This window comes from Amycolatopsis nalaikhensis (genome assembly GCF_030264295.1).
Lineage (GTDB): Bacteria > Actinomycetota > Actinomycetes > Mycobacteriales > Pseudonocardiaceae > Amycolatopsis > Amycolatopsis nalaikhensis.
In genome coordinates, this window is sequence record NZ_CP127173.1 from 9,999,831 (window position 1) to 10,021,853 (window position 22,023).

A 22,023-nucleotide genomic window follows, 5' to 3' on the forward strand; every position below is an offset into this window, starting at 1 on the left:
GGGGTTTAGCGTCGGCCGCATGCCCGGACGCACTCCCGCCCTGACGTGGCGGCCGCTCGTTCCCGAGGACGCCCAGGCGGCGGCCGACCTGCTCAACGCCATCGAGGCGGTGGACCGGATCGGCGAGCACTACACCGCGGAGGACACCCGCCAGGAGCTGGTCGACCCGTACGCGGACCTCGAGCGCGGCAGCCTCGCGGCCTTCGACGGCGACACGATGGCGGGGTACATGAAGATCCGCTTCAAGCCGTCGGCGGATCAGGTGCACCGAGTGTTCCTCGACGGCGGCGTCCACCCCGCGCACCGCCGCCGCGGCGTCGGCACGGCGCTCGTCGAGGCCGGGGTCGAGGCGGCGAAGGTGCTGCACGACCGGCACCACCCGGGCCGCAAGCTCGTGGTCGACGTCCACAAGGCCGAGCACATCGCGGGTCTCCCCGAGCTGATGCGGGCCCGGGGGTTCGCCCCGGCCCGGTGGTTCCGGCGCATGGAGCACCCGCTCGAGGCGCTCCCCGCCGTCCCGATCCCGGACGGGCTGGCGGTCGAGCCGTGGTCCGAACGGGCCGAGGACGACTTCCGGCGCGTCCGGAACGCCGCGTTCGAGGACCACTGGGGTGCGGCGCCGATGCCGATGGACCAGTGGCGCAACAAGATCACCAACCAGACGTTCCGGCCCCCGGTCAGCTTCCTGCTCCGCGACGCGGCGACCGGCACGCCGGTGAGCGTGCTGGTGACGCTGTCGTGGGACGCCGACACGGCGGCGACCGGCGTCCGCGACGCGCACTTCATGGTCGTCGGGACGGTCCGCGAGTACCGGAAGCGGGGAGCCGCCAGTGCGCTGCTGGCCCACGCGTTGCGCGCGGCCGCCGAGCAGGGGTACGACCAGGCGAGCCTGAGCGTGGACTCGGCGGACCGGTCGGGTGCGTCGGGAGTGTTCGCGCGGGCCGGTTTCGAGCCGAAGACGCGCTACATCCGCTGGGCCCTCGAGGTCTGACCCAAGCGCCCCAATGTGGCATTGGGTGCGCTGGACGCACCCAATGTGGCGTTCGGTGCGTTGGACGCACCGAACGCCACATTGGGGCGCTTGGGTCCGGCGCTACCAGTTCGCCGGGTAGACCACCTGGGCCGCGCCCGTGCCGCGGCGGACCGGCTCCGCCGCCGCCAGCCAGCGGCCGTCACGCAGGCGCTCCACGCCCGTCGCCGCGCCGATCTCGGCCGGGGTCTTGGAGAAGCCCTGGCCGCGGGCCTTCAAGTCCGCGACCAGCTCGCCGTTGTCCTGGTCGAGGAACGCCTGCTCGACCTGGGCCTCCGCCGAGTTCCGCTGCGACGCGCGCGGGGCCGCGATCGCGTCCTCCAGCGACAGGCCGCGGTCGATGCGGCCGGTCAGGACCTGCAGCACCGTCGTGATGATCGACGCGCCACCCGGCGAGCCGGTCGCGAAGAACGGCTTGCCGTCCTTGAGCACGATCGTCGGGGCCATCGACGAGCGCGGCCGCTTGCCGGGGCCGGGCAGGTTCGGGTCGGGCACGCCCGGCGTCACCGGGGTAAACGAGAAGTCGGTCAGCTCGTTGTTGAGCAGGAACCCGCGGCCCGGCACGACGATGCCGCTGCCGCCCTCCTGCTCGATGGTCAGCGTGTAGGCGACGACGTTGCCCCACTTGTCGGCGACCGTCAGGTGCGTGGTGTTCTCGCCCTCGTACGGCGTGGGCGCGGCGGTGGCGCCCGCGGCGCACGGCGTCGGGTGCCGCGGGTCGGCCGGGGCGACCGGGCTGGTCGCGGCCTTGTCCTTCGAGATCAGGCACGCCCGTGAGTCGGCGAAGCGCTGGCTGACCAGCTCGCGCGCGGGAACGTCGACGAACGCCGGGTCGCCGATCCAGCGGTTGCGGTCGGCGAAGGCGAACCGGGTCGACTCCAGGAAGTACTGCAGGTAGTCGGCCTTCGAGGCGTGCTTGAGGTCGAAGTTCTCGAGGATGTTCAGCGACTCCCCGACCGTGAGCCCGCCCGACGACGGCGCGGGCATGCCGTAGACGTCCAGGCCGTGGTAGGTCATGTGCGTCGGACGCCGTTCGATGACGTCGTAGTCGGCGAGGTCGGCCGTGCTGAGCTTGCCGGGGCGGACGTTCAGCGGCGAGGCCGGGTCCTTCGGCGGCTGCTGCACGGTCTTCGCGATGTCCGCGCCGATCGGGCCGGCGTAGAGCGCGTCGACGCCGTAGCGCTCGAGCTGCGCGTACGTCGCCGCGAGGTCGGGGTTCTTGAAGACGGTCCCGGGCGACGGCGGGGCACCGCCGGGCAGGTACAGCGAGCGCGTCGACGGGAACGCCGAGAACCGCGCCTGGTTGTTCGCGATCTGCGTCTGGAACGTCTGGTCGACGACGAAGCCGTCGCGCGCGAGGTTTTCGGCGGGCTTCAGCGACTTCGCGAGCGACCGCGTACCCCACTTGCGGAGGGCTTCGGCCCACGTCGCGGGCGTGCCCGGGACACCGACGCTCAGGCCGCTGGTGACGGCGTCGGCGAAGGGCAGCGGCTTGCCGTTCTCGACGAACAGGTTCTCGTCGGCGGTCTTCGGCGCGGTCTCGCGGCCGTCGAGGGTGTGCACGCGGTGGGTCTTGGCGTCGTAGTAGACGAAGAACCCGCCACCGCCGATGCCGGCGGAGAAGGGATCGGTGACGCCGAGCGCGGCGGCGACCGCGACGGCGGCGTCGACGGCGTTCCCGCCGTCGCGCAGGACCTTGGTGCCGATCGCGGTGGCGTCGGCGTCGATGCTGGCCACGGCGCCGCCGAAGCCGACCGCGACGGGCGACTTGGGGGTCGGGGTGGCCGCGGTGGCGGGTCCGGCCGCGACGGAGGTGACGAGCGCGGCGGTGGCGGCGATGACGAGGATTCTGCGGCATCTGTGCGCGGGCATGCGGGCGAGTCTGCCCCTCGGGCCGGGCGCCTTCAAGACGCCAACCGACTCACGCGCCGATCAACCCCGGCTGACCTGGGGCTTTCGGCCCTGGGCGCGGCCGGGGACGGCGTGGTCGACTGGGTGACCGCGCGGTCCGCGCGGGGTTCGGACAGGAGCGAGCGATGACCAAGTTCGTGCAGACCATCGAGTTCAAGACCACCCGGATCGACGAGTTCACCAGCGCGCTGGACGCGTGGATCGCCGAGACCGAAGGCGCCCGCGTGCCCACCCACGGCACGCTGACCCGGGACCGCGACCAGGCGGACACGTACGTGCAGATCGTCGAGTTCCCGTCGTACGAGGAGGCGATGGAGAACTCGAACCGGCCCGAGACGAGCGCGTTCGCCGAGTCGATGGCGAAGATCTGCGACGGACCCGCGGTGTTCCGCAACCTCGACGTCGTGCGCCAGGAAGCGCTGTAAGGGTTCGGTAAGTACGCGATGGGCGGTTCGTCCCGTTGAATGAGCGGTGACGGACGACCCATCGAGGAGAACTCATGCGCCCCTGGCTACTCGGCCTCCTGGCGGCGGCCCTGGTCGCGGTGGCGGCCGGCCTGTACTGGTTCCAGCCGTGGCGGCTGTGGGTGGACGAGACGGTGCAGGAGGACTTCCCGCCCGCGGCGGCGGCGCCCGCCACGTCCTCCGCGCCCGCCCCGGCGCCCGCTCCCGCTCCCGCTGAGTTCGCGAGCGGCGCGTTGATCAGCCACGAGCACGGGACGAGCGGCACGGTCCGCGTGGTGCGCGGGGCCGACGGGAAGTACGTGCTGCGCCTGGAGAACCTGGCCACGAGCAGCGGCCCGGACGTGCACGTGTGGCTCACGGACGCGGCGGTCAAGCCGGGCGAAGACGGCTGGCACGTGTTCGACGACGGCAAGTACCTCGACGCGGGAAAGCTCAAGGGCAACAAGGGAAACCAGAACTACCCGCTCCCGGCGGACTTCGACCCGGCGGCGTACCGCAGCGTGAGCATCTGGTGCGACCGCTTCAACGTCTCCTTCGGGGCGGCCGAGCTGACCCGGACCGCCGCCTGACGCGCTACTTCGGCGGCATTGTGCGCGCGAACGCCACGCCCCGGCCGACCCAGCGGCCGAGGTCCGCCGCTTTCCGGTGACCGGCCGGATCCACCAGCAGCCACCCCTTCATCGGGCGGCCGGTCATGTCGAACGGCCGCGCACCGGGCTCGGCCAGCGCGTCCTCGCCGTCGGCGGCGGAGAGCCGGACCATCAGGGCGTCGCCGGTCACGCCGACCGCCATGTTGCCGTCGAGCAGGAACGCGAGCCCGCCGAACATCTTCTTCTCCGCCAGCCCGCGCTCGCCCTCGAGCGCGTCGCGGACCCGCTCCGCCAGGTCTTCGTCGTAGGCCATCGTGGTCCCTTCCCCCGTCGAGACTAGATGAGGTCCAGGGGGTCGAGCTGGATGCGGATCGGTTCCGTCGCCTTGCGGGCGTCGCGGCGGGCCGCCGCCGCGTGGATCGAGGCCGCCAGTGCCTTGCCCTCCGCCCGGGACACCCGGACCAGCGCCCGCTCCCGTTCCGCGTTGCCCTCTTCGTCCACTTCTCCCAGCGGCACCGGGCCGAGCACTTCCCCGGACTCGGGCAACGGCAAGTCGTCCAGCAGGGCCGCTACCGCGTCCGGGCTGCCCTCCACGCTCGCCATCCGCATCGCCGGGGGGAAGCCCAGCTCGCGCCGCTCCGCCAGCTCCTGGCCCGCGTGCCACGCCGGGTCCCAGCGGACCAGGGCCTGGACCACCGCCAGGCCCGCTTCCGCGCCCACGATCACCCGGCCGCCGGACGAACCCGGGCGGACCAACGCCGCCGCCGCCATCCAGCGGCGCAGCGTCTCCTCGCCCGCCCGCAAGTCCTGGCGGCCCAGCAACGCCCAGCCGTCCAGCAGCAACGCCGCGCCGTAGCCGCCCTCGGCCACCGGCTCCGCTCCGGGCGTGCACACCACCAGTGCCGGCTTGCCCGGCACCGACGACAGCACCTCCGCCGCTCCGGACGTGCGGACCGGGATGCCCGGGAACGCGCGCCCCAGCTCCTCCGCCGTCCGCTTCGCGCCGACGATCACCGCGCGCAACCGCACCGAACCGCACGCCGTGCAGCGGAACGTCGTCTCCGGGACGCCGCACCAGCGGCACGCCGGGGGTTTCGGCTGCCCGTCGACCGAGCCGCCCGGCAGCGCCAGCGGTCCCGCACACCGGCGGCAGTGGGCCGGGGTGCGGCAGTTGCCGCAGGCCAGGCCCGGCACGTACCCGCGGCGCGGCACCTGGACCAGGGCCGGGAAACCCGCCGCGAACGCCTGGCGCGCCGCCTCGAACGCCACCGCGGGCAGCCGGGCCACCCGGGCGGCCTCGTCGCGGGCGACGTCGAAGTCCTCCCCCACCGGCGTGACGCGCGGGGCGGCGGCCCGCAGGGTCGCGCGGTCCGCCAGCACCGGCGCGGCCCAGCCGGACTCCACCAGCAGCTGCGCCTCCGCTGTCCGCGCGAAGCCGCCGACCAGCAGGGACGCCTTCGCCGCGTGCGCGCGGTCCATCAGCACGTCCCGGACGTGCGGGTACGGCGCGTGCTGGTCGAGGTGCAGGTCGTCGCCGTCGTCCCAGACGACGAACAGGCCAGGGTCGTGGACCGGCGCGAACATCGCCGCCCGCGTGCCGACCACCACCCGCACCGCGCCGCGCAGCACCGCCAGCCAGCGCCGGTAGCGCTCGGCGGGCCCGAGCCCGGCGATCAGCGCCACCACGGCGTCCTCCCCCACGACCGCCGCGCACGCCTCGTGCACGCGCGTCAGGTCGCGGTGGTCCGGCACCACGAGCACGGCGCCGCGGCCCTGGGCGGCGACGGACCCCGCGACCTCGGCGAGCCGCCGCGGCCAGTCCTCGCCCGGCAGGGCCTGCCAGACGGCGTTCGCCGGCTTGCCCTCGGCCAGTGCCTCCAGGAAGGCCGGGCCACGCTGATAGCGCGCCCACGCCTCGGTGTCCGGCGCTTCCGGCGGCTCCGCGGGCTTCGGCGGGGCCTCGCCCTCGGCTTTCGCGTGCCGCGGCGGGATCGCGAGCCGCAGGACGTCGGACAGGGTGCCGCCGTAGCGGTCGGCGACCGCGCGGCACACCGCGTGCAGCGACGGCGGCAGCACCGGCTCCGGCGACGTCACGCGGTCGAGGAACGCCAGCTTGCTGCCGTAGTCGCTGGTTTCGCCGCGTTCGACGAGGTAGCCGTCGACCAGCTGCCCGGCGAACCGGACGCGGACGCGGCACCCCGGCACCGCCGTCTCGTGCAGCTTCTCCGGCACGAGGTAGTCGAAGGTGCGGTCCAGGTGCGCCAGCGGGATGTCGACGACGATCCGCGCGACCGGCCGCTCCGGCGCGGGCTGCTGGGCGCCCTTCGCCTTCTCGCCGGGCTTCGGCTTCTTCCGCGCACGCGAAGGTGCCGACTTCGGCGAAGGCGAAGGCGGCTGCTCCGGGAGGTCCCAGAGGGCAGCGGGCTCGGAACTGCTCACCCCGTGATCTCTACCAGACCCCTCCGACAACCCCGCTCGCCAGGCGGGCTGAAGGGGACGTTCAGTGCGTCTGACGCGGTGAAGGGGACTTTCCTCGCATCAGATGCCAGGAAAGTCCCCTTCAGCTCGCTCGGGTCAGGCGCCCGCGGCGTTCTTCAGCGCCTCGGCGCGGGCCGTGCTCTCCCAGGGGAGGTCCAGCTCGGGACGGCCGAAGTGGCCGTACGCCGCCGTCGGCGCGTAGATCGGGCGCAGCAGGTCGAGGTCGCGGATGATCGCCGCCGGCCGCAGGTCGAAGACCTCGGTGATGGCCTGCTGGATCTTCGACGGGTCGACCGTCTCGGTGCCGAACGTCTCGACGAACAGGCCGACCGGGGCCGCCTTGCCGATCGCGTACGCGACCTGCACCTCGGTCCGCGTGGCCAGCCCGGCCGCGACGACGTTCTTCGCCACCCAGCGCATCGCGTACGCGGCGGAGCGGTCGACCTTGGACGGGTCCTTGCCGGAGAACGCGCCGCCGCCGTGGCGGGCCATGCCGCCGTAGGTGTCGACGATGATCTTGCGACCGGTCAGGCCGGCGTCGCCCATCGGGCCGCCGATGACGAAGCGGCCGGTCGGGTTGACCAGCAGCCGCGCGTTCGACGTGTCGATGCCCAGGCCCTCGAGCTCGGGCGCGACGACGTGCTCCTTGACGTCGACGCCGAGCATGCGGTCGAGGTCGATGCCGTCGGCGTGCTGGGTCGACACGACCACGGTGTCGAGGCGCACCGGCTGGTCGCCGGCGTACTCGATGGTCACCTGGGTCTTGCCGTCCGGGCGCAGGTACGGCAGGACGCCGTCCTTGCGGACCCCGGTCAGCCGGCGCGAGAGGCGGTGGGCCAGCGCGATCGGCAGCGGCATCAGCTCGGGAGTGTCCGAGCAGGCGTAGCCGAACATCAGGCCCTGGTCGCCGGCGCCCTGGCGGTTGATCTCGTCCTCGTCCGACTCGACGCGTGACTCGTACGCGGTGTCGACGCCTTGGGCGATGTCGGGCGACTGCGACCCGATCGCGACGTTGACGCCGCACGAGTTGCCGTCGAAGCCCTTGGCGGAGGAGTCGTAGCCGATCTTGAGGATGACGTCGCGGACGATCGTCGGGATGTCGGCGTACGCCTCGGTGGTCACCTCACCGGCCACGTGCACCTGGCCGGTGGTGATCAGGGTTTCGACGGCGACGCGGCTGCGGGGGTCCTTCGACAGGAGGCCGTCGAGGATCGAGTCGCTGATGGCGTCGCAAATCTTGTCGGGGTGCCCTTCGGTCACCGACTCCGAGGTGAACAATCTGCTGCTAGACGCGGTCACGGTGGCCGTCACTTCCTCACCTAGTCGTCGGATGCCGCGCGAGTTAGGCACCCCTTACCTGTGCAAGGGTACTGACTATCGCTCGGGGGCCGGTCAACGCTTCATGAAGCTCACAACAGCGTCCCACAACGTGGACGCCAGTTCAGCCTTCGCGCCGAGGGGGATCGGGATTTCGGTGCCGTCGGAGCCCAGCAGCCAGCCCGAATTGTCCTCGGTGCCGAACGCCTTGCCGTCGCCGACGGCGTTGACCATCAGCAGGTCGGCGCCCTTGCGCTTGAGTTTCGTGCGGGCGTGGTCGAGCACGCTGCCCTGCGCGTCGCCGGTTTCCGCGGCGAACCCGACGACAACCTGTCCGCTTCGCCGGTTTCGCACCAGTTCGGCCAGGATGTCGGCGTTGCGGTCGAGCGTGATGACCGGGTCCGGCTGGTCGTCGGACTTCTTGATCTTGTGGTCGGCCCGGTTCGCCGGCCGGAAGTCGGCGACGGCGGCGGCCATCACGACGACGTCGGCTTCGGCGGCGGCCGCGTGCACGGCCTGCCGCATCTCCTCGGCCGTCGAGACGTGCCGCACGGTGGCGCCCGCCGGGTCGGGCAGGGCGACCGTGTGCGCGGCGACCAGGGTGACGTCGGCACCGCGCTGGGCGGCGACGCGGGCCAGTGCGTAGCCCTGCTTGCCGGACGAGCGGTTGCTGAGGTAGCGGACCGGATCGAGCGGTTCGCGGGTGCCGCCCGCGGACACGACGACGCGGACGCCTTCGAGGTCGCGCGGGAGGGCGTCCGGGCGGGCCAGCAGCAGCTTGGCGAGGTCGACGATCTCGGCCGGGTTCGCCAGGCGGCCCTTGCCGGTGTCGACACCGGTCAACCGGCCCGAGTCGGGCTCGGTGACGATCATGCCGCGCGAACGCAGCAGCGCCACGTTGTCGCGGGTCGCGGGGTGCTCCCACATCTCCGTGTGCATCGCCGGGAAGAAGGCGACCGGGCACCGGGCGGTGAGCAGGGTGTTGGTCAGCAGGTCGTCGGCGATGCCGTGGGCGGCCTTGGCGAGCAGGTTCGCCGTGGCCGGGACGACCAGGACGAGGTCGGCTTCCTTGCCGACGCGGACGTGCTGGACCTCGGGCACCTCGGTGAACACACCGGTGTGCACCGGGTGCCCGGAGAGGGCTTCGAAGGTGGCCGCGCCGACGAAGTTCAGCGCGGCTTCGGTGGGGACCACGCGGACGTCGTGACCGGACTCGGTCAGCCCGCGCAGCACCTCACAGGCCTTGTAGGCGGCGATGCCGCCGCCCACGCCCAGGACGACGCGGGGTTTACTCACCCTCGGTGTGCTCGAGCAGGCCGCCGTGGATCTCGCGCAGCGCGATCGAGAGCGGCTTCTCGCGCGGGCCCGGCTCGACGAGCGGACCGACGTACTCGAGCAGGCCCTCGCCCAGCTGGGCGTAGTAGTCGTTGATCTGGCGGGCACGCTTGGCCGAGTAGATCACCAGCGCGTACTTCGAGCTGACCTTCTCGAGCAGGTCGTCGATCGGCGGGTTGGTGATGCCCTCGAGCTCTTCGGTCAGGGTTGCCTGGGTGGTCACTCGTGGTGCTCCGCTTCTTCGGAAAACTGATCAGCAGTAATCAAGTTTAGCAAGTGCTCGGCGGCCTCCCGCACGTCGGCGTTGACGACGCGGTGGTCGAACTCCCCCGCGGCCGCCAGCTCGCGCTCCGCCTCGGCCAGCCGGGCCTGCACGGCGGCCTCGTTTTCGGTGCCGCGCCCGGTGAGCCTGCCGACCAGTTCCTCCCACGACGGCGGCATCAGCATCACCAGCCGCGCCTCCGGCATGGCCGCCCGGACCTGGCGGGCGCCCTGCAGCTCGATCTCCAGGACCGCCGGGCGGCCCTCGGCGAGCGCCTTCTCGACGGGCTCGCGGGGGGTGCCGTAGCGGTTGCCCGCGAACTCGGCCCACTCCAGCAGCCTGCCGCCGTCGACCATCGCGTCGAACTCCGCGCGGTCGACGAAGTGGTAGTGCGCGCCGTCGACTTCGCCGGGCCGCGGCGCGCGCGTGGTCACCGAGACGCTGAAGTAGATCTCCGGCTCCAGCTTCCGCAGCTCGCCCACCACGCTCGACTTCCCGACCCCGGAAGGCCCCGATACGACGGTGAGCCGGTGGCGGGAGAGGTCCCCCGCCACCGGCTCACTGCCGCGGTCGGCGCCCCGGTGCACCGGGTAGTCCCGACCGACGCCGCTCACTCGCCGCTGAACTCGGCCAGCAGCGCCTTGCGCTGCCGGTCGCCGAGGCCGCGGAGGCGACGGCTGGGGGCGATCTCCAGTCGTTCCATGGTCTGCTGGGCGCGGACCTTGCCGACGCCCGGAAGGGCCTCGAGCAGAGCCGAAACCTTCATCTTGCCGAGGACTTCGTTCTCCTCGGCCTGCTTCAGCACGTCGACCAGAGTGGTACCGCCCCGCTTCAGCCGCTCCTTCAGCTCAGCACGGATGCGGCGGGCGGCGGCGGCCTTCTCCAGCGCCGCAGCGCGCTGTTCCTCTGTCAGCTGGGGAAGTGCCACGTTTTCCTCCGGTAGTTCTCAAATCTGGGTGGGTGACGCGACGGTACCCACCCGTGAGCACCGGCCACAATGCGGGGGTGCCTGGTGGGGGCCCGTTCCGGGCCCTGCTATTGGCCGTTTTCCTGCGGGTCGGCCAGCACTTCGGCGACGCGTTCGACCGCTTGGCGCAAAGCCGCTTGCTCCGGACCGTGCTTCAGGATGTCGCGAGACGACGCGGGCAGCACTCCCGGCAGTCCCGGCCCGAAGATCGCCCGAAGATCGGCCACAGTGGCTCCCTGGGCCCCGAAACCGGGTGCCAGCACCGGACCGTTCAGCCGCGCGAGATCGAGCTTCTCCCGGCGCGATGGTCGCCCCGACGACGACACCCACATCGCCGAGCGGTTCCGCTCCTGCGTTGAGCGCCGCCGCCGAGTCGACGATCGCCTGCGCCACCGTGCGCCCGTCGGGCAGCTTCGCGTTCTGCACGGCGGCCGCTTCGGGGTTCGAAGTCCGCGCGAGCACGAAGATCCCGCGGCCCGCGGAGACCGCCGTCGCCGCGCACTGCTCCAAAGAGCCGAACCCGAGGTACGGCGACACGGTGATCGCGTCGGCCGCGATCGCCGCGCCGTCGGCCACATACGCGGCCGTGTACGCCGCCATCGTGGAGCCGATGTCGCCGCGCTTGACGTCCAGCAGCACCAGGGCACCCGCGTCGCGGGCGGTCTCGACCACCCGTTCCAGCACCCGGATCCCGGCCGCGCCGAAACTTTCGAAGAACGCCGACTGCGGTTTCACGATCGCCGCGCGGGCGGCCAGGACCTCCGTGGCGGACAGCGCGAACCGTTCCAGGCCCGAGGCGTCCACCGGGAGTCCCCAGGCCTCGATGAGGCCCGGGTGGGGGTCGATCCCGGCGCACAGCGGGCCGCGGGACGCGACGGCCTTGGCCAGCCGCGCCCCGAACCGCTCCCGCGTGCTCACGACTGCGCCTTCAGCGCCGCCTGGAGCTCCTGCAGCGACTTGACCCCGATGTCGCCCCGGATCAGCGCTTCGATGCCGTGCACGGCCGCCGCGGCGCCCTGCACGGTGGTCACGCACGGGATGTCGCGCGACACCGCGGCGGTGCGGATCTCGTAGCCGTCGACGCGCGGACCGCTGTTGCCGTACGGGGTGTTGATCACCATGTCGACCTCGCCGGCCAGGATGACGTCCACGATGTTCGGCTCGGCTTCGGTCGAACCCTCGTAGTGCTTGCGCACCACCGTGCACGCGACCCCGTTGCGCCGCAGCACTTCCGCGGTGCCGGACGTGGCGAGGATCTCGAACCCGAGGTCCGCCAGCCGCTTCACCGGGAACACCAGCGACCGCTTGTCGCGGTTGGCGACCGAGACGAACACGCGCCCGGACGTCGGCAGCGAGCCGTACGCGCCGCTCTGCGACTTGGCGAACGCCTTGCCGAAGGAGACGTCGACGCCCATCACCTCGCCGGTGGACTTCATCTCCGGGCCCAGCAAGGAATCCACGCCGTGGCCCTCGGGGGTGCGGAAGCGGTGGAAGGGCAGCACGGCTTCCTTGACCGCGACCGGCGAGTCGGCCGGCATCTGCCCGCCGTCGCCCTCGGCGGGCAGCACGCCGTCGGCGCGCAGGTCCTTGATCGTCGAGCCGGTCATGATCAGCGCGGCGGCCTTGGCCAGCGGCACCGCCGTCGCCTTGGACACGAACGGCACCGTGCGCGACGCGCGCGGGTTGGCCTCCAGGACGTACAGGACGTCGTCCTTGAGCGCGTACTGGACGTTCAGGAGCCCGCGGACGCCCACGCCCCGCGCGATCGCCTCGGTGGACTTCCGGACGGCCTGCAGGTCCGTGTGGCCCAGCGTTATCGGCGGCAGCGCGCACGAGGAGTCGCCGGAGTGGATCCCGGCTTCCTCGATGTGCTCCATGACACCGCCGAGGTAGAGCTCCTCGCCGTCGAACAGCGCGTCGACGTCGATCTCGATGGCGTCGTCGAGGAAGCGGTCCACGAGCACCGGGTGCTCCGGCGTGACCTCGGTCGCGCGCCGGATGTAGCCGGCCAGGGTCTCTTCGTCGTAGACGATCTCCATGCCGCGCCCGCCGAGCACGTAGGACGGCCGGACGAGGACCGGGTAGCCGATCTCGTCGGCGATCCGCTTGGCGCCTTCGAAGGACGTCGCCGTGCCGTAGCGCGGTGCGGGCAGCCCGGCGTCGGTGAGGACTTCGCCGAACGCGCCGCGGTCCTCGGCCAGGTGGATGGCCTCCGGCGGCGTCCCGACGACCGGGACCCCGGCGTCGGCGAGCCGCTTCGCCAGGCCCAGCGGGGTCTGGCCGCCGAGCTGGACGATCACGCCCGCGACGGTGCCGGACGCCTGCTCGGCGTGCACGACCTCGAGGACGTCCTCGAAGGACAGCGGCTCGAAGTACAGCCGGTCGGAGGTGTCGTAGTCGGTGGACACGGTTTCCGGGTTGCAGTTGACCATGACGGCCTCGAAACCCGCCTCCCGCAACGCGATCGCCGCGTGGACGCAGGAGTAGTCGAACTCGATGCCCTGGCCGATCCGGTTCGGGCCCGAGCCGAGGATGAGCACCTTCGGCTTGTCCGACTGGACGGCCACTTCGGACTGGGCGTCGGGGTCGGACTCGTAGGCCGAGTAGTGATACGGCGTCTTGGCCGCGAACTCGGCCGCGCACGTGTCGACGGTCTTGAACACCGGCCGCACGCCGAGGCGGTGGCGCAGCGCGCGGACGCCGTCCTCGCCCGCCAGTTCCGGGCGCAGGGCGGCGATCTGGCGGTCCGAGAGCCCGGTGCGCTTGGCGCGGCGCAGCAGGTCGCCGTTCAGCACGGGCGCGTCGCGGACCTCGGCGCCCACTTCGCCGATGAGGGCGATCTGGTCGATGAACCACGGGTCGATACCGGACGCCTCGTGCACCTGCTCGACGGTGGCGCCGAGCCGCAGGGCACGCTCCACTTCGTACAGCCGACCCTCGTGCGGCGTGCGCAGGGCGTCCAATGTGGACTCCAGCGTCGCGCCCTCGGGGTCCGGCAGGGTCCAGAAGCCGGTCGCCTTCGTCTCGATCGACCGCATCACCTTGCCGAGCGCCTCGGGGAAGCTGCGGCCGAACGACATCGCCTCGCCGACGCTCTTCATCGTCGTGGTCAGCGTCGGGTCCGCGCCCGGGAACTTCTCGAAGGCGAACCGCGGCATCTTCACGACGACGTAGTCCAGCGCGGGCTCGAACGCCGCCGGGGTCTCGCCGGTGATGTCGTTCTGGATCTCGTCGAGCGTGTAGCCGATGGCGAGCTTCGCGGCGATCTTGGCGATCGGGAAGCCGGTCGCCTTGCTCGCCAGTGCGCTGGAGCGGGACACGCGCGGGTTCATCTCGATGACGACCATCCGGCCGTCGCGCGGGTTGATCGCGAACTGGATGTTGCAGCCGCCGGTGTCGACGCCGACCTCGCGCAGCACGGCGATGCCGACGTCGCGCATCACCTGGTACTCGCGGTCGGTGAGCGTCATGGTCGGCGCGACGGTGACCGAGTCACCGGTGTGCACGCCCATCGCGTCGACGTTCTCGATCGAGCAGACGACCACGACGTTGTCGCTCTTGTCGCGCATCAGCTCGAGCTCGTACTCCTTCCAGCCGAGCACGCTCTCCTCGATGAGCACCTCGGTGACGGGAGATTCCGCGAGCCCGGTCGACGCGAGCCGCTCGAGGTCCTCGGGCGTGTGCGCCATGCCGGAGCCGAGCCCGCCCATGGTGAACGACGGCCGGATGACGACCGGCAGGCCGAGCTCCTTGACGGTGTCCCGGACCTCGTCCATGTCGTGGCAGACGCGGGAGCGCGGGACGTCGGCGCCGACCGTGCGGACGATGTCCTTGAACTTCTGCCGGTCCTCGCCGCGCTGGATCGCGTCGATGTCGGCACCGATCAGCTCGACGCCGTACTTGTCGAGCACGCCGCGCTCGTGCAGCGCGACGGCGCAGTTCAGCGCGGTCTGCCCGCCGAGGGTCGCGAGCAGCGCGTCGGGACGCTCTTCGGCGATGACCTTCTCGACGAAGTCCGGCGTGACCGGCTCGATGTAGGTCGCGTCGGCGAACTCGGGGTCGGTCATGATGGTGGCCGGGTTCGAGTTCACCAGGGACACGCGCAGGCCTTCGCTGCGCAGCACCCGGCAGGCCTGGGTCCCGGAGTAGTCGAACTCCGCCGCCTGCCCGATCACGATCGGCCCGGAGCCGATCACCAGCACGTGCTGGATGTCCGTCCTCTTCGGCATCAGGCCTTCTTCTCCATGAGCGAAACGAAATCGTCGAACAGGGGGGCCGCGTCGTGCGGGCCGGCCGCGGCTTCGGGGTGGTACTGCACCGAGAACGCCGGGACGTCGAAGGCCCGCAGGCCCTCGACCGCGCCGTCGTTGGCGCAGTAGTGGCTGACCTGAGCCGCGCCGAAGGGCGACTCGAAGCGCTGCCCTGGCTCGCCTTCGAGGGCGAAGCCGTGGTTCTGCGCGGTGATCGCGACCTGCTTGGTCGCGACGTCGATCACCGGGATGTTGATGCCCCGGTGGCCGTAGCGCATCTTGTACGTCCCCAGGCCGAGCGCGCGGCCGAGGATCTGGTTGCCGAAGCAGATGCCGAACAGCGGGATCTCGCGGCCGAGGACCTGCTTGGTCAGCTCGGTGGCGTGCGTCGTGGTGGCCGGGTCGCCGGGGCCGTTCGACAGGAACACGCCGTCCGGCTCGACCGCCAGGAGCTCGTCCAGCGTCGACGTCGAGGGCAGCACGTGCACCTCGATGCCCCGCTTGACCATCTGGCGCGGGGTGTTGGACTTGATGCCCAGGTCCAGCGCGACGACGCGGAACCGCGTCTCCCCCTCGGGCGAGACCACGTACGGCTTCGGCGTCGTGACCTGGCCCGCCAGGTCGGCGCCCGCCATCTTCGGGCTGGCCAGCACCTGGGCGACCATGTCGTCGACCGTGCCCAGCGCGTCGCCGGAGAAGACCCCGGCGCGCATCGCGCCGAGCTCGCGCAGGTGCCGCGTCAGCGAGCGGGTGTCGACCTCGGCGATGCCGACGATGCCCTGCCGCTCCAGCTCCTCGTCCAGCGTGCGCTTCGAGCGCCAGTTGGACGGCGTGCGGGCGGGGTCGCGGACCACGTAGCCGTTGACCCAGATCTTCGAGGACTCGTCGTCCTCGTCGTTCCAGCCGGTGTTGCCGATCTGCGGCGCCGTCTGCACCACGATCTGGCCGTGGTAGGACGGGTCGGTCAGCGTCTCCTGGTAACCGGTCATGCCGGTGCAGAACACCGCCTCGCCGAGGGTTCGCCCCTGCGCGCCGTAGGCAGCGCCGCGGAACACCCGGCCGTCTTCGAGTACCAGTGCGGCCTGAGCGCGCGCGTTCACTGGGCACCTCCCTTGATCTGGATCCGTTCGATCCACTGTGGATAGTCATCGAGGTCGTCGCCGCGGAAGCCGGTGTCGAGCTCGGCGTCGCCGAGCCGCCAGGTGAGCACCAGCAGTGCGTCCGTGCCCATCACCTTCCCGGCGATCTTCGTGTCGCGCCGGACGCCGGTGATCGCGTCGCGCGGGATCCAGAAGTCGGGCGCGCCCCCGCGTTCGACGGCGACCCCGCCGTCGTGCAGGCGCCAGACCGCGCCGGTGCGGAGCCCGGCACCGCGGGTGACGACGCGGTCCTGCCAGTTCCCGGCCGTCGTGGTGGCCACGTAGACGCCGGTGGACTCCAGCAGCGCCTCGCCCGGGGTTTCGGGGATCGACGGGAACGGCGGCAGCTGCGCGCTCTGCGAGCGGGACTTGCGCCGCCAGCCGACGTACATGCCCCAGAGGCACAGCAGGAAGAAGGCGATGATCGCCAGCACCAGCCAAAGGCGTTCCATCAGCAGATCTTCCCGTCCCGGGCGGTGACCCGCCCGCGCAGCAGCGTGGCGGTCACCACGCCGGGCAGCCGCATTCCCTCGTACGGGGTGTTGGCCGCGATGCTGGCCAGCTCGGCGCCGCGGACCGTCCACTCGGCGTCCGGGTCGACGAGCGCCAGGTTGGCGGGCTCGCCCACCGCGATCGGCCGGCCCTGGTCGGCCAGGTTGCCGATCTCGGCGGGCCGCTCGCTCATCACCCGGGCGACGCCGCGCCAGTCGAGCAGCCCGGTGCGGACCATGGTCTCGGCCACGATGGACAGCGCCGTCTGCAGCCCGAGCATGCCCGGCCGGGCCGCGGTCCACTCGGTGTCCTTGTCCTGGACGGCGTGCGGCGCGTGGTCGGTGGCGACGCAGTCGATGGTCCCGTCGGCCAGCGCGGCGCGCAGCTTCTCGGCGTCGGACTCGGTCCGCAGCGGCGGGTTCACCTTGTTGACCGGGTCGTAGGTGGCCAGGCGCTCGTCGGTGAGCAGCAAGTGGTGCGGGGTGACCTCGGCCGACACCTTGGTGCCGCGGTCCTTCGCCCACCGCAGGACGTCCGCGGTGCCCGAGGTGGAGACGTGGCAGACGTGCAGCCGGGCGTTCGCGTGCAGCGCCAGCAGGCAGTCGCGGGCCACGATCGACTCTTCGGCGGCGGCGGGCCAGCCGGTGTAGCCGAGCCGGGCCGCGCGCTCCCCCTCGTGGGCCTGGGCGCCGACGGTCAGCCGCGGCTCCTCCGCGTGCTGCGCGATGACGACGTCGAGCGCGGTCGAGTACTCCAGCGCGCGCCGCATGAGCAGCGGGTCGGCGACGCAGAGGCCGTCGTCGGAGAACACCTTCACCCGCGCCTGCGAGTTCGCCATCGTGCCCAGCTCGGCGAGCTTCTCGCCCTTGAGCCCGACGGTGACCGCGCCGACCGGGTGGACGTCGACCAGCCCGACCTCCTGCCCGCGCCGCCAGACGTGCTCGACGATCACGGCGTTGTCGGCGACCGGGTCGGTGTTGGCCATGGCGAACACCGCGGTGTAGCCACCGAGCGCCGCCGCGGCCGAGCCGGTGTCGATCGTCTCGGTGTCCTCACGGCCGGGTTCGCGCAGGTGAGTGTGCAGGTCGACAAAGCCGGGGAGCAGCACCTGGCCGCCCGCCTCGATCACTTCGGCGTCTTCGGGAACCTGGACGGCGCCGATCGCGGTGATCACCCCGTCCTCGACCAGGACGTCGACCGGGTCACCCTCGCCGTACGGGCGGGCGCCCTTGATCACGGTGCTCACGCTGCGGCTCCTTCGCTGGCCAAGAGGTGGTAGAGGACCGCCATGCGCACGTGGACGCCGTTGCGGACCTGTTCGGTGATGGCCGAGGCCGGGGAGTCGGCGACCGCGCTCGCGATCTCCATCCCGCGCAGCATCGGGCCGGGGTGCAGGACGACCGCGTGGTCCGGCAGCAGCTTCTGCCGCCGTTCCGAGAGGCCGTAGGCGATCGAGTACTCGCGTGCGCTCGGGAAGAAGCCGCCGTGCATCCGCTCGGCCTGGACCCGGAGCATCATCACCGCGTCGACCGCGGGCAGCTCGGCGTCCAGGTCGTGCGAGACGGTCACCGGGAGGCTTTCGACGCCGTAGGGCAGCAACGTCGGCGGCGCGACCAGCACCACCTCCGCGCCGAGGGCGGCGAGCAGGTGGATGTTCGAGCGGGCGACGCGGCTGTGCAGGACGTCACCGACGATCGCGATGCGCCGGTCCTTGAGGGACCCGAGCCGCTCCCGCAGCGTGGCCGCGTCGAGCAGCGCCTGCGTGGGGTGCTCGTGGGTGCCGTCGCCGGCGTTGACGACCGAGGTGCCCGGCTCGGCCAGCCAGTCGGCCAGCCGCTGGGCGGCGCCGCTGGCCGGGTGGCGGACGATCACGCAGTCGGCGCCCGCGGCGGCCAGCGTCAGCGCGGTGTCCCGCAGCGACTCGCCCTTGTTGACCGAGGAGCTGGAGGCGGAGACGTTGATGACGTCCGCGCTCATCCACTTCCCGGCGATCTCGAACGACACCCGGGTGCGCGTCGAGTTCTCGTAGAACAGGGTGATCACCGTGCGGCCGCGCAACGTCGGCAGCTTCTTGACCTCGCGGCCGAGCAGCGTGTGCTTGAGCTCGTCGGCGGTGTCGAGCACGGCCGTGGCCAGCGCCGGGTCCAGGCCGTCGGTGGCGAGCAGGTGCTTCAAGACTCTTCTCCCGTGACTTCGGCGGGGCGCAACAGCACCGCGTCGCGGCCGTCGATCTCCGCCAGCAGGACGGACACGCCTTCGGCGCGCGCGGTCGGCACGTTCTTGCCGACGTAGTCGGCGCGGATCGGCAGCTCGCGGTGCCCGCGGTCGACCAGCACGGCCAGCTGCACCGCGCGCGGGCGGCCGTGATCACGGAGGGCATCGAGCGCGGCCCGGATCGTCCGGCCGGAGAAGAGCACGTCGTCGACCAGGATCACCACGCGGTCGTCGATGCCGTCGGGCGGCAGCTGCGTCTGTTCGAGCGCGCGCGGCGGGCGGCGGCGGAGGTCGTCCCGGTAGAGGGTGACGTCGAGGGCGCCGGTCGGCGGGCGGACCCCGGAGAATTCGCCGATCTTGTCGGCCAGCCGGACGGCGAGCGGGGTACCGCGGGACGGGATCCCGAGCAACACGGGCGGGGTAGTGCTTTCCGCACCGTTCGCGGTCTTTTCGATGACCTGATGGGCCATTCGGGCGATCGTGCGCGCGACATCGCCGGCCGTCAGGAGCTCGCGCTCCCCGGCCGAACCAGCCGCGCCACGCGGACGTGACGACACTTCGGACTCCTTCCCCGCCTCACCGGACGGGTCCTTAAAGGACGTCTGTTCCCCTGCTGGTCGGGGCTTTCGCACCGACAGTAGCAGGGACTTTGCTCAGTCTTCCGGGTGGTGTGGCGTGATTCGCGACAAGCTCGCGCTTGACCTGGTGACAACAATGCGTAACCATTACTCTGAGTATTCGACTCGAAGAGTCCCCTGGACCGGTCACCCCGACCGGGAAGGGGGTGGAGAACGGAGAACGACCAGATGGGCGATTACGCCAAGGCGCTCGGGGCCAAGCTCCGCGGGATCCGCCAGCAGCAGGGCCTGTCCCTGCACGGGGTCGAGCAGAAGTCCGGTGGGCGCTGGAAGGCCGTCGTCGTCGGCTCGTACGAGCGTGGCGACCGTGCCGTCACCGTCCAGAAGCTGGCCGAGCTGGCCGACTTCTACGGTGTGCCGGTGGTCGAGCTGCTGCCCGAGGGCCGGGTCCCCTCCGGCGCCGAGCCCGCCACCAAGATCGTGATCAACCTCGAGCGCCTGCAGCAGCTGCCGGCCGAGAAGGTGGGCCCGCTGGCCCGCTACGCCGCGACGATCCAGAGCCAGCGCGGCGACTACAACGGCAAGGTGCTCTCGATCCGGACCGAAGACCTGCGGTCCCTGGCGATCATCTACGACATGACCCCCGGCGAGCTGACCGAGCAGCTCATCGACTGGGGTGTGCTCCCGCCGGAGGCTCGTCCTTCCAAGGAGGACTGATCGCTCGATGTGCTGTGGCCGACGCAGTGAGCGTTCCCGGTGGGGCACCGGAGACGCTCACTGACTTCGTCGGGGGGCTCCCGGCACTCAGAGCACGGCGCGGAGGCGGTCGGCGATCGTGCCGATCCGGCCCAGGACGCCGTTGACGAACCGCGGCGAGTCGTCCGTGGACAGTTCCTTCGCGAGGCCCACGGCCTCGTCGATCGCGACCGGGTCCGGCACGTCCTCGGCCCAGAGCAGCTCGTAGACCCCGACCCGCAGCACCGCGAGGTCGACCTTCGGCATCCGCTCCAGAGTCCAGCCCTGCGCGTGCTCCGCCAGCAGCTCGTCGATCTGGGGCTTCCGCCCGGTGACGCCCTCGACCAGGCTGATCGTGTAGTCCGCGATCGGGTCGACGTCCGTCGCGCCGACCCGGTCGGCCAGCAGCGTCACCGCGTCGGTGTCGCGCTGCGCGGCCTCGTACAGCATTTCCACCGCACGGCGGCGCGCCTGCCTGCGGCTGATCGCGCCGCCGCGGTTCGGGTGGGGTTTCGACGTCGGCATCAGCTGGAGACGCGGCCCAGGTAACGGCCGTCGCGCGTGTCGACCTTGATCTTCTCGCCGGTGGACAGGAACAGCGGGACCTGGATCTCCGCGCCCGTCTCCAGCGTCGCCGGCTTGGTGCCACCGGTCGAGCGGTCGCCCTGCAGGCCCGGGTCGGTGTGCTGGATGACGATCTCGACCGACGTCGGCAGCTCGACGTACAGCGGCTCGTTCTCGTGCACCGCGACCTGGACCTCGGTGTTCTCGAGCATGTAGTTGGCGTTGTCGCCGACGACCTCGGCCGGGACCGTGATCTGGTCGTAGGTGTCGCCGTCCATGAACACGAAGTCGGCGCCGTCCTTGTACAGGTACGTCATGTTGCGGCGGTCCACCGTGGCCGTGTCGACCTTCGTGCCCGCGTTGAACGTCTTGTCGACCACCTTGCCGGTGAGCACGTGCTTGAGGGTGGTGCGCACGAACGCGCCGCCCTTGCCCGGCTTGACGTGCTGGAACGCGGTGACGGTCCACAGCTGGCCCTCGAGGTTGAGGACGAGCCCGTTCTTCAGGTCGTTGGTCGTGGCCACGAGCTTGCAGTCTCCTGTGTCGATCTACGGTTCGGGGCCGCCGTCAGACGACCACGAGGTTCTTGGTGCTCAGGGTGAGGAGTTCGGGCTCCCCAGCCCGCACGACGAGCGTGTCCTCGATGCGCACGCCACCGCGCCCCGCGAGGTACACGCCGGGCTCGACGGTGACCGCCATACCGGCGGACAGTGTACCGACGCCCGTCGCGGCGAAGCTGGGCGCCTCGTGAATCTGCAGGCCGACGCCGTGGCCGAGGCCGTGCGCGAAGTGCTCGCCGTGCCCGGCGTCGGCGATCACCTTCCGCGCCGTGGCGTCCACTTCGGACACTTCGGCGCCGGGGACGACGGCGTCGACGCCCGCGGCCTGCGCGGCGTGCACGAGGTCGTAGACCTCCCGCTGCCAGTCGGCGGGCTCGCCGAGGACGAAGGTGCGGGTCATGTCGGAGTGGTACCCGTCGACGGTCGCGCCGAAGTCCATCTTGACGAAGTCGCCGCGCTTGAGCTCGGCGTGGGTGGGCCGGTGGTGCGGGATGGCCGAGTGCGCGCCGGCGGCGACGATGGAGGCGAAGCTGGGCTCGCTCGAGCCGTGCTCCAGCATCCGGTTCTCCAGGTCACGGGCCACTTCCAGCTCGGTCCGCCCGGGCCGCAGCCCCCCGGCGGCGACGAGGTCGTCCAGCGCCCGGTCCGCGGCCGCGCACGCCTGGCGCAGCGCGTCGATCTCCGCCTCGTCCTTGACCAGCCGCAACTGCTCGACGAGCCCGGGGGTCCGGGTCAGGTCGACGTCCTGCTTGAGGGCCTCGTAGTCCTCGACGCTGACGTGCTGGCTCTCGAAGCCGACGCGCCCGTAGGTCTTGGGGTCCTTCGCGGCCTTGGCGACGAGGGCGGCGGCGCTGGCCCGGTCGACGACCTTGTCGAGATCGGGCACCTCGGCGGCCGACTGGGTGGTGTAGCGGCCGTCGGTGCAGAAGAGGGTCTTGCCGTCCCCGTCGGCGTGCAGCAGCACGGCGGCGTTCGAGCCGGTGAACCCGGTGAGGTAGCGGATGTTCAGCAGATCGGTGACCAGCAGCGCGTCGACACCGGCTTCGGTCAGGAGCCGGCGCAGCGCCGCACGACGTCGTCCATGGGTTTCAGGCACGTCTTCACCCTAGTGCGCGCCGGCAAGGGCAACTCGTCGGT

At 71.8% G+C, this 22,023-nt stretch carries 21 protein-coding genes and 1 pseudogene; 4 read left to right on the plus strand and 18 right to left on the minus strand.

All coding sequences use genetic code 11. The features are described 5' to 3' along the window. Positions 1–19 precede the first annotated feature (19 nt). Positions 20–991 (plus strand): GNAT family N-acetyltransferase, encoded by a 972-nt coding sequence (locus tag QP939_RS48550; protein ID WP_285453733.1) that lies wholly within the window; start codon positions 20–22, stop codon positions 989–991. A 102-nt stretch (positions 992–1,093) separates the two neighbouring features. Here QP939_RS48550 and ggt read toward each other — a convergent pair whose 3' ends face one another. Then, on the minus strand, positions 1,094–2,902 hold the full coding sequence (ggt, locus tag QP939_RS48555) for a gamma-glutamyltransferase (RefSeq protein WP_285453734.1): 1,809 nt from the start codon (positions 2,900–2,902) through the stop codon (positions 1,094–1,096). Between the two features lie 164 nt (positions 2,903–3,066). Between ggt and QP939_RS48560 the strand changes: the two genes are divergently transcribed. After that, positions 3,067–3,366, plus strand: a complete 300-nt coding sequence (locus tag QP939_RS48560; protein WP_285453735.1) for a hypothetical protein — start codon at positions 3,067–3,069, stop codon at positions 3,364–3,366. A gap of 74 nt (positions 3,367–3,440) precedes the next feature. After that, entirely contained in the window at positions 3,441–3,974 is a 534-nt protein-coding gene (locus QP939_RS48565; RefSeq protein ID WP_285453736.1) for a DM13 domain-containing protein, read from the plus strand. Between the two features lie 4 nt (positions 3,975–3,978). On the opposite strand, the gene QP939_RS48570 is transcribed toward QP939_RS48565, so the two are convergent. The 14 genes and pseudogenes from QP939_RS48570 to pyrR all read right to left on the minus strand — a co-directional run bounded on the left by QP939_RS48570 (position 3,979) and on the right by pyrR (position 19,006). Further along, a complete protein-coding gene (locus QP939_RS48570) occupies positions 3,979–4,308 on the minus strand; it encodes a TfoX/Sxy family protein (protein ID WP_285453737.1) in 330 nt (109 codons plus the stop codon). A 23-nt stretch (positions 4,309–4,331) separates the two neighbouring features. Continuing rightward, positions 4,332–6,434, minus strand: coding sequence for a primosomal protein N' (locus tag QP939_RS48575; protein ID WP_285453738.1), 2,103 nt, complete (start codon positions 6,432–6,434; stop codon positions 4,332–4,334). A gap of 135 nt (positions 6,435–6,569) precedes the next feature. Then, positions 6,570–7,772, minus strand: a complete 1,203-nt coding sequence (gene metK, locus QP939_RS48580; protein ID WP_285460012.1) for a methionine adenosyltransferase — start codon at positions 7,770–7,772, stop codon at positions 6,570–6,572. A 93-nt stretch (positions 7,773–7,865) separates the two neighbouring features. Beyond that, positions 7,866–9,086, minus strand: a complete 1,221-nt coding sequence (gene coaBC / locus QP939_RS48585) for a bifunctional phosphopantothenoylcysteine decarboxylase/phosphopantothenate--cysteine ligase CoaBC (RefSeq protein WP_285453739.1) — start codon at positions 9,084–9,086, stop codon at positions 7,866–7,868. Beyond that, positions 9,079–9,348, minus strand: a complete 270-nt coding sequence (gene rpoZ, locus QP939_RS48590; RefSeq protein WP_206788720.1) for a DNA-directed RNA polymerase subunit omega — start codon at positions 9,346–9,348, stop codon at positions 9,079–9,081. The genes coaBC and rpoZ overlap by 8 nt, the downstream gene beginning before the upstream one ends. After that, positions 9,345–10,001 carry a guanylate kinase gene (gmk, locus tag QP939_RS48595; RefSeq protein WP_285453741.1) on the minus strand — a complete coding sequence of 219 codons (657 nt, stop codon included), beginning with the start codon at positions 9,999–10,001 and terminating at the stop codon, positions 9,345–9,347. Before gmk ends, rpoZ begins: the two co-directional genes overlap by 4 nt. Continuing rightward, positions 9,998–10,315, minus strand: a complete 318-nt coding sequence (gene mihF, locus QP939_RS48600; RefSeq protein ID WP_003096398.1) for an integration host factor, actinobacterial type — start codon at positions 10,313–10,315, stop codon at positions 9,998–10,000. Before mihF ends, gmk begins: the two co-directional genes overlap by 4 nt. 107 nt (positions 10,316–10,422) lie before the next feature. Then, a pseudogene (gene pyrF / locus QP939_RS48605) lies at positions 10,423–11,272 on the minus strand (orotidine-5'-phosphate decarboxylase). Then, positions 11,269–14,583: a carbamoyl-phosphate synthase large subunit gene (carB, locus tag QP939_RS48610; protein ID WP_285453747.1), complete on the minus strand. Its 3,315-nt coding sequence runs from the start codon at positions 14,581–14,583 to the stop codon at positions 11,269–11,271. The pseudogene pyrF and the gene carB overlap by 4 nt, the downstream one beginning before the upstream one ends. Then, positions 14,583–15,704, minus strand: coding sequence for a glutamine-hydrolyzing carbamoyl-phosphate synthase small subunit (carA, locus tag QP939_RS48615; RefSeq protein ID WP_285453748.1), 1,122 nt, complete (start codon positions 15,702–15,704; stop codon positions 14,583–14,585). Before carA ends, carB begins: the two co-directional genes overlap by 1 nt. Further along, positions 15,701–16,195 carry a PH-like domain-containing protein gene (locus QP939_RS48620; RefSeq protein WP_285453749.1) on the minus strand — a complete coding sequence of 165 codons (495 nt, stop codon included), beginning with the start codon at positions 16,193–16,195 and terminating at the stop codon, positions 15,701–15,703. Before QP939_RS48620 ends, carA begins: the two co-directional genes overlap by 4 nt. Beyond that, entirely contained in the window at positions 16,195–17,481 is a 1,287-nt protein-coding gene (locus QP939_RS48625) for a dihydroorotase (protein WP_285453750.1), read from the minus strand. Before QP939_RS48625 ends, QP939_RS48620 begins: the two co-directional genes overlap by 1 nt. Further along, positions 17,478–18,410, minus strand: coding sequence for an aspartate carbamoyltransferase catalytic subunit (locus QP939_RS48630; protein ID WP_285453751.1), 933 nt, complete (start codon positions 18,408–18,410; stop codon positions 17,478–17,480). The genes QP939_RS48625 and QP939_RS48630 overlap by 4 nt, the downstream gene beginning before the upstream one ends. Further along, on the minus strand, positions 18,407–19,006 hold the full coding sequence (gene pyrR, locus QP939_RS48635) for a bifunctional pyr operon transcriptional regulator/uracil phosphoribosyltransferase PyrR (RefSeq protein WP_285453752.1): 600 nt from the start codon (positions 19,004–19,006) through the stop codon (positions 18,407–18,409). The genes QP939_RS48630 and pyrR overlap by 4 nt, the downstream gene beginning before the upstream one ends. A 249-nt stretch (positions 19,007–19,255) precedes the next feature. Here pyrR and bldD point away from each other — a divergent pair, with 249 nt between their 5' ends. Next, positions 19,256–19,744, plus strand: coding sequence for a transcriptional regulator BldD (bldD, locus tag QP939_RS48640; protein WP_003096372.1), 489 nt, complete (start codon positions 19,256–19,258; stop codon positions 19,742–19,744). 87 nt (positions 19,745–19,831) lie between these two features. Here the strand turns inward: bldD and nusB are convergent, their stop codons facing one another. From nusB to QP939_RS48655, 3 genes are read right to left on the minus strand one after another with little or no spacing between them, the layout of a single operon-like run. Further along, positions 19,832–20,287, minus strand: coding sequence for a transcription antitermination factor NusB (gene nusB / locus QP939_RS48645; RefSeq protein WP_285453753.1), 456 nt, complete (start codon positions 20,285–20,287; stop codon positions 19,832–19,834). After that, entirely contained in the window at positions 20,287–20,850 is a 564-nt protein-coding gene (efp, locus tag QP939_RS48650) for an elongation factor P (protein ID WP_125315891.1), read from the minus strand. Before efp ends, nusB begins: the two co-directional genes overlap by 1 nt. Before the next feature lie 43 nt (positions 20,851–20,893). Next, positions 20,894–21,982, minus strand: coding sequence for a M24 family metallopeptidase (locus QP939_RS48655; protein ID WP_285453754.1), 1,089 nt, complete (start codon positions 21,980–21,982; stop codon positions 20,894–20,896). Positions 21,983–22,023: the final 41 nt, after the last annotated feature.